The organism is Microcoleus sp. T3_D1 (assembly GCF_036700405.1).
GTDB lineage: Bacteria > Cyanobacteriota > Cyanobacteriia > Cyanobacteriales > Microcoleaceae > Microcoleus.
In genome coordinates, this window is sequence record NZ_JAUBOV010000132.1 from 1 (window position 1) to 11,364 (window position 11,364).

The following is an 11,364-nucleotide window of genomic DNA, read 5'->3' on the forward strand; positions in this document are numbered from 1 at the left end:
ACGGGATTGTGATATTGTAATTTATTGGTAGATGAATGTACGATCGCAATAACCAAAATTCGTAGGGGCGGGTTCGCCAGGGATTTTGTCACCCACAAATAATCTTTATAAACCCGCCCCCACCCAACCAATTACCCCAAACAACATCCCCGCCACGGGGTTGAATTCAATGAATTATTAATATTTCGGTGGGGTGGGGGCGGGTTTTTACGATTTGTCGTTGGGTGTCATATATTTCGGTGAACCCGCCCCTACAGGATTGTGATATAATATTCGATATTGTATTGATTACAAAAAAAATATGAAATACAATCCCGATATCCATCATCGCCGTTCTATTCGTCTACCAGGATATGATTATAGCCAACCAGGTGCATATTTTGTGACAATTTGTATCTGGCAACGTCAGTGTTTATTAGGTGACATAGAACAAGGGAATATGCTATTAAGCCGTTACGCTGAAGTGGTTGACTTTAATTGGTTTAATCTCAAGACAGTATATCCTCATATTGAATTAGATTCTTTTGTGATTATGCCGAATCATATTCATGGAATCATCCTCATAAAAAATCTGGATAAACGTCACGGCTTATCGGAAATTGTGAGAGGCTTGAAAACATTTTCTTCCAGTCGGATCAATCAACTGCGTCGTGTTTCAGGAATCCCTGTATGGCAAAGGGGTTATTATGAACATATTATTCGTAATGAGACAACCTTTGCAAAAATTCAGGAATATATTATCAACAATCCGTATAAATGGGAAACCGATGAAATGCACCCATCTAAAAAATTTTACAATTCCAATAAAATTAATATTAAATTAGATAACAAAAATGTATTGTTGATGAATCTACGATCGCAATAACCAAAATTCGTATGGGCGGGTTCGCGAGGGATTTTGTCACCCACAAATAATCTGTAAAAACCCGCCCGCACCCAACCAATAACCCCAAATAACATCAATTTATCTGGTTAAATTCAATGAATTATTAATATTTGGGTGGGGTGGGGGCGGGTTTTTACGATCCGTCGTTGGGTGTCATATATTTCGGTGAACCCGCCCCTACGGGATTGTGATATTGTAATTTATTGGTAGATGAATGTACGATCGCAATAACCAAAATTCGTAGGGGCGGGTTCGCCAGGGATTTTGTCACCCACAAATAATGTTTATAAACCCGCCCGCACCCAACCAATTACCCCAAATAACATCCCCGCCACCGGGTTAAATTCAATGAATTATTAATATTTGGGTGGGGTGGGGGCGGGTTTTTACGATTCGTCGTTGGGTGTCATATATTTCGGTGAACCCGCCCCTACAGGATTGTGATATTATAATCTATTGTTGATGAATCTACGCTCGCAATAACCAAAATTCGTAGGGGCGGGTTCGCCAGGGATTTTGTCACCCACAAACAATTTTAATAAACCCGCCCCCACCCAACCAACCACACCAAATAACATCAATTTATATGATTAAATTCAATGAATTATTAATATTTCGGTGGGGTGGGGGCGGGTTTTTACGATTCGTCGTTGGGTGTCATATATTTCGGTGAACCCGCCCCTACAGGATGGTGATATTATAATCTATTGTTGATGAATCTACGATCGCAATAACCAAAATTCGTAGGGGCGGGTTCGCCAGGGATTTTGTCACCCAAAAACAATTTTAATAAACCCGCCCGCACCCAACCAATTACCCCAAACAACATCCCCGCCACCGGGTTAAATTCAATGAATTATTAATATTTGGGTGGGGTGGGGGCGGGTTTTTAATATCCGTCGTTGGGTGTCATATATTTCGGTGAACCCGCCCCTACGGGATTGTGATATTGTAATTTATTGGTAGGTGAATTGACGCTCATCATAACATATATTAAAAACACCATGAAATCCACACACAAAAAACCGCGCTTTTTCCTAACATTCCTCTCCTTCACCACCTTAGCAATGTGGGAAATAGGACTTTTTCCCGCATCCCAAACAGCCACAGCCCAAATCACCCCCGCAACCGACGGCACGAATACTCAAATTACTCCCACTGGCAACCAATTCAACATCAACGGCGGCCAACAATCAAGCGACGGTGCAAATCTCTTTCACAGTTTCCAGCAATTTGGTTTAACTCAAGGGCAAACTGCCAATTTTATATCTAATCCTAATATCCGCAATATTTTAGGGCGAGTTGTCGGCGGCGATGCTTCGCTGATTAACGGATTAATTCAAATAACGGGCGGCAATTCCAATTTATTTTTAATGAATCCGGCGGGGATTGTTTTCGGAACAAATGCCAGTTTGAACGTGCCTAGTGCTTTCACTGCGACTACTGCGACGGGCCTCGGTTTTGGCAATAACTGGTTTAGTGCGGCTGGTACAAATAATTATACTCAATTAGTCGGAAATCCTAATACTTTTGCTTTTACAAATACACAGCCGGGGGGAATTATCAATTTAGGCAATTTGGCAGTGGGACAAGGGCAAAATTTAACTTTATTGGGCGGCACGGTTTTGAGTACGGGACAAGTTTCTGCACCGGGAGGAAATATTACTGTTGCGGCGGTTCCGGGTGAGAGTTTAGTCAGAATTAGTCAACCGGGAAATCTGTTAAGTTTGGAGATTCAACCGCAATCTGTCGCGGGGAGTTTGCCTCAAAATTGGGTGTTGCCAGTTGCATTTTTGCCGCAGTTGTTGACTGGTGGCGGTGGAAGTGCAACGGGGGTGACAGTCAATGCTGGAGGGCAAATAGAATTAACTGGTTCTGGTTTGCAGGTAGAGAATGGAGATGTCGCTGCTAAAGAAGTAAGTGCGGAGACTGCAACGCTGTCAGCTAATCACAATTTGACATTAGTTGAAAGTCTGTTGCGTACAACGGGCGATTTGAATTTGCTGGCTGACGATACTGTGCGGGTGCGCGATAGTGTGGCAAATCCGTTTGTGGCGAATGCTGGCGGCAATCTGTATATTCGGGGAAATCAAAGTATCGATATTTTGGCGCTGAATCATCTTTCACAAACGCCATTTGTCAGCGGTGGAAATTTGACTTTAGTGAGTGATGGCATCATATCTACAGATGCTCACTTTCGCAGTGGCAATAATATGTCAATTCTCGATCGTTCGGGCAAACCTGCTAATTTTACCAGTTTGTACGATCCAATATTTACGCAGCCTAATGATTATACTTCTGGAGGATATACGGGGGCTTCCCTTAAGGTAGATACAACTTCGGGTACGGGAAATATTATTTTTAATGGAGATATAAGTATTACGAGTCCAGACACAAATATTACTAGCGGTACTCCCGGCACGGATGAATTTATTCTGCGTACTTCGCAAGCGGTAATTTTGCGATCTGGCGGCAAGATTCAAACAAGAGGTATTGATACTTATATCTCTCTAACCAAGAACGCAGGGCCTGTAATTATGCAAGCTATAGGTGACATTATTATTTCGGGAACTTATATAGGTCCATCTATCAAAATAGATACGACTTCGGGTACGGGAAATATTATTTTTAATGGAAATATAACAATTACCTCTACCGCTACAGCTTATGGTAGCCCTCCTACGGATTATGAATTGATTTGGGGCGGTTCTAGAGCGGTAATTTTACAATCTGGCGGCAACATTCAAACAGGATATTTTGCGGCTTATAGTCCTACTTTAAATAATACAGTCCCTATAATTATGCAAGCCAAAGGCAACATTCAAACAGGAAGTATTAATACAGGTCAGACAATGGATGATAGTAGTGGTATAATATCTTTAACTGCTGGAGGCAACATCGTTACAGGTACACTTTCTACTGGACTTAGTTTGGGCAATCTCAAGAAGGGCGGCGATATTACTTTGAATGCAGGTGGCACTATTACGACTGGCAATCTCAATGTAAAGGCGAATCAAAACGGCGGGCAGATCGCACTTACGAGCGGCGGTTCAATCGATATCGGAACGATCGATACAACGGGCGATAGCGCTGCTGGAAATATTACAATTCAAGCCAGCACCGGCATTACAACACCGACAACAGGAATTATCGCGGGTACTTCTAGTAACGGCAACGGCAGCAACGTTACTTTATCTACTACTAATGGAAATATTAATATTGGTAGCGTAGATACTTTTGGTATATTGCAGGGTGGAAATATTAATATTACCAACACTAAGGGCGATATCATTACAAGTCAGTTGCAAAGTTCCTTGTTCACTTCAACTAACAGAGGTGGCGCAATTAATCTCAGTGCGGGCGGCAATATTACTACTAATAGCATTGGTTCATCTGCCTTGCAAAATAGTGGGGCAATAACGTTGATAGGTGATAAGAGCCTTAGCTTAAAAGGGAGTGTTAATTCCGATTCTCGTAATGGTGTTAGTGGTAATATAACTATGGAGGCTGGTAATGGAATTAATCTTATTGGGAATAGCATCAGCGCTGGTGGCCCTCAAGGCCCAACGGGTGGGAATGTTACCCTCAAGACTACCAATGGTGACATTATAATTTCTCCCGGTCAGATCGATACAATTGGTAATACTCCTGGTAATATTTTTCTTTCAAGTGGAGGTGCGATCTCTATTGGATCGGCAAACTCAGTAGCTGGCTCCATAGATGCCCGATCTGACAGCAAGGGTACTGGCGGTAATGTAACCATTTTGGCTAATGGCGATATTAATCTTCTAAGCATTTCAGGCGTGTACATACCAGGTGATACTGGCGGCGGTAATATTAGCCTCACTAGCATGAATGGTAAAATTAGCACAGGCATTCTCAATACCGAAGCTAATATTAGTGGCAATGCTGGCAATATCAACCTCCAAGCTAAGAATGGCATAGAAACACCAAGTGAAATACCAGGATATAGCTTAGATTTATTATCGACTCGTTCTCCTAATGGGAATGGTGGCAACATTACTCTATCTACGATTAACGGTAATATTCAAATAGGTAATGTCAATTCTGGCGGAAAATTGCAGGGTGGAAGTGTTAATATTACCGCCAGCACTGGCAACATTACTACTCGTGGTATTCAAGCCAGTGGTACTCAAGACGGCGGCTCAATCACGTTTAAAAGCGGCGGCGCGATCGACACTACGGCAGGAATCATTAACGCGATCGGCGGCAACAACGGCGGTAATATTTCCCTCGAAGCTGGCACCAACATCAGTACGGCAGGAATTGGTAGCGCCCTATTATTAAGCGGCTTCAACGCCAATAGCGGAAATCTTCGCATTCAAAGCGGCGGTAATATCGACACAACTGCCGGCCCAATTATTACCGCTGCGGCCAAGGGTAAAGGCGGAGATATCACCATAAATGCTGGCGGAACTGTTTCGACATCTGATATTAATTCCCGCACTTTCGCTCCCAGTATTACTGTGACTGGTGGCAATATTGATGTCCAGGCAAATGATTCTATTACTGCCAAGGGCAAGATCGCAACTAACCGCAATAACATTACTTTTGACGCTCCGGTAACATTAGGTGATAACCTGTCGGTCAAAATTTTAGAGACGGGCGATATTACTTTTCAGTCTACAGTTGACGGGCCTTACAGTCTGACTGTTCAACCCGATGCCGGAAGTGTGGACTTTGGTGGTGCTGTGGGCAGTGTTGCTCCCCTCAACAGCGTCAATATTCAAGATGATATCCCCGAAAGTTCCGCTGCAATTAACATTATTACTACGAATAATATTACCGCCAAAAATATTATCTCACCGACCGGAATTTCTTTGTTTAGTGAGAACGGAGAAATCACAACAAAAAATCTTGATGCGACTTCCCCTAACACGGGCGGCAATATCGATTTGAATGCTGGAACTAATATTACTGCGGGCGATATCAATACCTCGTCTGCTGGTAATGGCGGCAGTATCTTGCTCGACGCTACCGGAAGTATTACTGTTGGTAAAATTGACTCTTCGGCGCAGATGAACGCAGGGAATGTCACGGCCTATAACCGCAGCAATTCTGGCAATATTACTGTGAATCAAATTAATGCTCAAAGTCTCGGCAGCGGTACCGGCGGAAATGTTGAGATTCAGATGGGAAGGTTTTTTCGATCGCTAAATTCGTTCACAGACAGAAACGGCATCAATGCTAGCATTTCTACCGCTGGAAATGCTGGAGATAGCAGCGGCGGTACTATAATTATCCGCCACGGAGGCGCAGGATTAACGCCGTTTATTGTCGGTGATTCTGCCATAAATGGAACGGCGGGTGCAATTACTAGGGGAAATTCTAATCCTATTCAAACAATTTTGCCCGATCGCGAATATCTCTATACTCACAGACAGGATGTCGATCGCATTCAAATTATTTCCGTACCGCCGCCAATAGTTGCACCCACACCAGCAGCGACTCCAACGCCCGCAGCTACTCCAACGCCCGCACCGACACCCGCAGCTACTCCAACACCCGCACCCACAGCCGCAGCTACTCCCACGCCCGCACCCACAGCCGCAGCTACTCCAACGCCTGCACCCACAGCCGCAGCTACTCCAACGCCCGCACCCACAGCCGCAGCTACTCCAGCGCCTTCCCCAACACCGACTCCAGCGCCCGCACCCACACCCCCACCGCAACTCCCACCGCGTTTACCCCTCGCACCTTCGGCAACACCCGAAAGCTCGAGCGCACCATCCCCAACTCCCGAAAGCTCGATCGCACCTTTCCCAATTCGCCAAATATTTATCCCACCTGCCCCAATTCCCCAAACTTCGATCGCACCTTCGGCAACACCCGATCCGATACCTGGTTTTCCCATCGACTTCCGACTACCTCAATTGCCCGATTCATTCGTACTGCCACCCCGCGCGCGCCCCACACAGCCCTCAACACCCACAACCCCAAACGCTGCTGCCCGCATAGCTTCGAGGCCTACCCTTCCCTCTGTTTCCCAAATCAACTCCTCCCTCGCCACTCAACCTGCGATCGCCCCCAAACCTTCAAACGCACCAAATCCCGCGCCCACAGCCCCTATTGCCTCCGTAACCCAGCCCTTAGCTCCAATTCAGCCAGCACCTGCAAGTGCGATCGTACCCGCGCCTGTAAGTGCGATCGTACCCGCGCCCGCAAGTGCGATCGTACCCGCGCCCGCTGTCAGCCCCAGCCAGACTCCCCAACAAAATTTAGCTTTTTTAATTGGCGATTTATTGGGTGCTGAAACTTCTTTCGAGCTAAATCCTGAAACTGGAAATACCAGAGTTGGCTTTCAACTAGAAAATAATCGACAAATATCGATCGACATACCGCCCGTTGTTGAAACACCCAATCTTACCTTTATCCCAGCTTCAGAAAACCCTCCCGAAAACCCGCCGCAGCTTGGCGCTTCTTCCACCGAACAACCCGACGGATACATAGTCTTAAATCCCGCTCCCGCCGAGACGCCTCCTCCAGAACAACCTCCTGAAAACCCTACTAATTGGTTGGCAAATATTCCCCAAATCTCTCTGCCGCAAATAGAATCACCTCCCGTTAATCCAGTACCCGCACCAACACCAGCACCAGCACCAACTCCAGCGCCCGCACCAACACCAGCCCCAACTCCAACTCCTGCCCCCGCACCAGCGCCAATTCCCGCACCAACTCCCACTCCCCCTCCGATCGCAGAAAATCCCTTACCCGCAGATATCCCAAATATCTTTCCCTCACAAATTAGCAGGTCGCTCGTCGAACAAACTTTAGAGCAAGGTAATGCTAATGATGCGGTTGCTCTAATTGACCAACTCTTTGAACAAGACTACGAAAATTATTATGGGGAAAATTTCACAGATAAAAAAATCAACGTTCAATATCTAAGAGAAACTCTCAAAACAATTAAGGAGGAAACCGGGAAGCAAGCTGTAATTGTTTACGCGATCGTCCGGCTCAAAGAAGTGTCGCTAGTGTTAGTAGTTCCCGACGGGCCTCCTATTCTCAAACAAGCGCCGGTTAACAGCAAAACACTGCTAAAAACTGTGAATCTTTTTCAGGGCTATTTGGCACAGCCACAAAGTTCCCAAGATACAGCATATTTGGAAAACGCGCAGCAACTTTACCAATGGTTAATTGCACCAATATCTAAAGAATTGGAATCGTTAAATATTGATACGCTAATTTTTTCATTCGATGCAGGTTTGCGCCAACTGCCACTATCCGCTTTGCACGACGGCAAGCAATTTCTAGTAGAAAAGTACAGCCTCGGCTCAATTCCCAGTGTCAGCCTCAGTAACACAAAGTATCAAAGTTTGAAAAACGCTCAAGTTTTAGCAATGGGTGCTTCAGAGTTTCCACACACCCAGAAAGAGCGTTTGGCTGCGGTGCCGCTCGAATTATCTGCGATCGCCGGGAGGAGAACAGAAACGCAAAATCCAGCAGCATTTCCCTTGTGGCAAGGTCGCTCTTTTCTCAATCAAGAATTTACCCTGCAAAACCTGAGAAAACAGCGAGAACAACAGGCATTTGGAATCGTTCACTTAGCTACTCACGCCAGTTTTCCTCCAGGGGAAAATGGAAGAAAAGAAGCTGAGATTGATTTGTGGGACAGCTCTTTGGCGCTGGATGAATTTAGGTCGGCGAAGTGGTACCATCGCCGACAAGTAGAATTATTAGTGCTGAGTGCGTGCCAAACTGCGATCGGCGACAATACAGCAGAAATGGGATTTGCTGGACTGGCCGTCCGCAGCGGTGTAAAATCAGCTTTGGCGAGTTTGTGGAAAGTTAATGATATCGGCACTTTGGCGTTGATGACCGAGTTTTATGGCAATTTGCGATCGGCGCCAATAAAAGCTGAAGCGCTCAGAAAAGCTCAACTGGCAATGATCCACAAACAAATTGTAGTAAAAGACGGTCAATTGCGGGGAACTCAAGGCGCGATCGACATTAATCAAGCCACACAAGTAGCAAATGCAGATTTCTCTCACCCGAACTTTTGGGCCGGATTCACAATAATTGGCAGTCCTTGGTAAGTTAATTGGAGATTTGATATTCACCAGTGGTAAGGTGTAAGGCTAGACGCACCCTACATTGACTGGCGGGATTTTGCAAAAAGTAAATGTATCCCTGACTACTATCTTTTTATGCCATATATTTGCTATGAATAGCAAAACTAAACACTAGCGGGGCAAAACCTGTGGGCAAGTTTGATAAAATATTCAATTCAGAAGACCAATCCGAAGCAAGCTTGACTTTAGAAGAATCTGTAGCAGCGGTAGCACTTGTCGCAGCCGAGGCAAATGCCCCTGATACGGATGCTGATATCTTAGAAAGCATACTTTGGGAATCAGAAATATTTGCTGAATACTCGGAAGATGATATGTCAGCAATGTTTCAAAGACTCGCCGGTATTGTCGCCCAAGACGGTTTAGGAGCATTATTTAATACTGCTTGCGAATCTATGCCAGATGAGTTAGTGTTGGATACTTTTGCAATAACCGCAGCAATGTTTGTCGGAGATGGCGAAATCTCTGAGAAGCACCAGGCTTTTCTCCAAGAATTCCAGGAAGCATTAGGTGTGGAAGACGAGGAAGCTGCAGAAATTATTGAGGATGTAATTGCTGCTTACTCGGAAGTGGAGGGCGAAGAGTCTGATTTCGATGCGGCATGGTACGTATCTCCTGAAGGCAATTTTAGCGTTCCCATTCCCGTTGACGAGGAACGAGGCGGTAAAATTGATGAGCAAGAAAGCTGTGTCGCATTTTCTGACGACTTTGGCGTTTTGCTCAAAATAGATTATTTCCCTGTTGCTGGTGAAGTGGAAGAAACAATCGAGTCGGTTGGCGAGGAAGGTTATCTCAAGTCTTTTCTCGACAATTTTGTTTCTCAGGCAATTCTTGCTAATGTTCCCAATTCTAAGTTACTCCACGCGGAATATTTAGAAGATGAAGAAGCTTATTTCGTGGTTTTAGATTTGCCTGCGGGTGCAACTATCAGCGTGCAAGAAAACGATCGCCCTCTGACTCGGTTGGATGCTTACCGGGGACTTATGGCTTTTATTGCTGACGATTTTTGCTACACGGTAAGCTGTCAGCGCATTTATCAGGAGGGGAATGAATTGGGTTCCCTGGAGTCTGAAGTTGAGGGAATTATGAACAAGATTTTTGACTTTATTGAGACAATCGAATTCGGGCCGATCGAATAAAGAGGACTTATACCTTTTTCGATTAAAGAATTGGGACTGGTGCGATCGATTGACCGTAAGAACCCGGCCGGGGCGGGTTTTTGAGATTGTCAATTATTGGCGGGTATTGTTGGTGAACCCGCCCCTACCATATTAATGGTAATTGATAGGACATGATATTACAGGTTTTTTTGCAATAAATTATAGTGCGATCGAGAACAGGGTTTTTTGACGCATTCTCGATCGCACTTCCAGATACATTCAGTCAACCAAAGTCGAGAGACAGCAGCAATTAGCCGCCATTTTTGACTAATTAGTAGTCTGAGCTTCCACCAATCTTTGCTTGAGTTCTTCCAGAGCACTCGCCCAGCGCGGATCTGGCTGCACCGAGCCCGAATCAGCGCTCGACACCGTTGTTGCTGACTGATTGCGGCGAGACTTGTTGTTGTCACCCCGACGGCGATTGCTTTTGCTGGAGGCGCCTCCACCTTGACTAGGGGGAGCCGACGAGCGTTGCTGTTGCTGCGGCGCAGGGACAGGCAGCGACGGCGACGCCGATGCCGACACCAACTGCGGTGACTGCGGCGACGACTGCTGCTGATCTTCATCGCCCTTTTCAGATTTACCCTTAGAGCGGGGCAGTGCCTTCTCTATTTTCAGCGGGTTTTCTTTGAACATCAAGCCGTTATATTTCTCAATAACTTGGTCGGCTTGTTCGTCGGTTAGCACCGTCACAAAACCAAATCCTCTGCATTTTCCAGTTTTGCGGTCTGTAATTACCTTTGTGGTAACAGATTCGCCCTCCGGTGCAAAAACTTCTTGCAATTCTTGGCGATCGAGTTCCTTCGGTAGATTGCCAACATAAAGACGAATAGACATGAAAAATTCCTCCCGACTTGGATTTTAATTAATTTGCTCGAACAGAATTACCTGAACTCAACTGAATATTGACTTCAGGCAAACACCACATAACCCGAAAATTGGCGCATTCCTCCCACCAACCTTGACAGCTCCCCCACCTTTTAGAACAAAAAGATGATTTACTCTGATAAGGCCGGAACTTAACCGCCGATGCAGAGAGCTTTTAAATCTCAGGTTGTTGTGTAAACTTTTAGTCATCACCAAAAAACTGGGTCTGAAGCCCCGTCCTTATAGGACGGCTTTACATTGAATTAAATCCCCTTTCGGGGTCTGAGAGGGAATTTTATGCAACCTCTCCGATTTTTGGGGAATGGTTGCCCCAAACTCCCATTTCTGGGGTAAAGTTAGC

Annotated in this window: 4 protein-coding genes; 3 read left to right on the forward strand and 1 reads right to left on the reverse strand. The window is 45.5% G+C overall.

Features of this window, described 5'->3' with window-relative positions:
- Positions 1-301 precede the first annotated feature (301 nt).
- The 3 genes from QT992_RS31910 to QT992_RS31920 all read left to right on the forward strand — a co-directional run bounded on the left by QT992_RS31910 (position 302) and on the right by QT992_RS31920 (position 10,115).
- On the forward strand, positions 302-865 hold the full coding sequence (locus tag QT992_RS31910) for an REP-associated tyrosine transposase (protein ID WP_333322697.1): 564 nt from the start codon (positions 302-304) through the stop codon (positions 863-865).
- 1,088 nt (positions 866-1,953) lie between these two features.
- Positions 1,954-8,943 carry a CHAT domain-containing protein gene (locus QT992_RS31915; RefSeq protein WP_445305805.1) on the forward strand — a complete coding sequence of 2,330 codons (6,990 nt, stop codon included), beginning with the start codon at positions 1,954-1,956 and terminating at the stop codon, positions 8,941-8,943.
- Positions 8,944-9,107: 164 nt separating this feature from the next.
- On the forward strand, positions 9,108-10,115 hold the full coding sequence (locus tag QT992_RS31920; RefSeq protein ID WP_333342391.1) for a tellurite resistance TerB family protein: 1,008 nt from the start codon (positions 9,108-9,110) through the stop codon (positions 10,113-10,115).
- 288 nt (positions 10,116-10,403) lie between these two features.
- On the opposite strand, the gene QT992_RS31925 is transcribed toward QT992_RS31920, so the two are convergent.
- Entirely contained in the window at positions 10,404-10,973 is a 570-nt protein-coding gene (locus QT992_RS31925; RefSeq protein ID WP_333342392.1) for an RNA-binding protein, read from the reverse strand.
- Positions 10,974-11,364 lie beyond the last annotated feature (391 nt).

Excerpts from the sequence above, each read along its gene's own strand:
- QT992_RS31910 (WP_333322697.1), top strand. The coding sequence starts at position 302 with ATGAAATACAATCCCGATATCCATCATCGCCGTTCTATTCGTCTACCA.
- QT992_RS31915 (WP_445305805.1), top strand. The coding sequence starts at position 1,954 with ATGTGGGAAATAGGACTTTTTCCCGCATCCCAAACAGCCACAGCCCAA.
- QT992_RS31925 (WP_333342392.1), bottom strand. The coding sequence starts at position 10,973 with ATGTCTATTCGTCTTTATGTTGGCAATCTACCGAAGGAACTCGATCGC.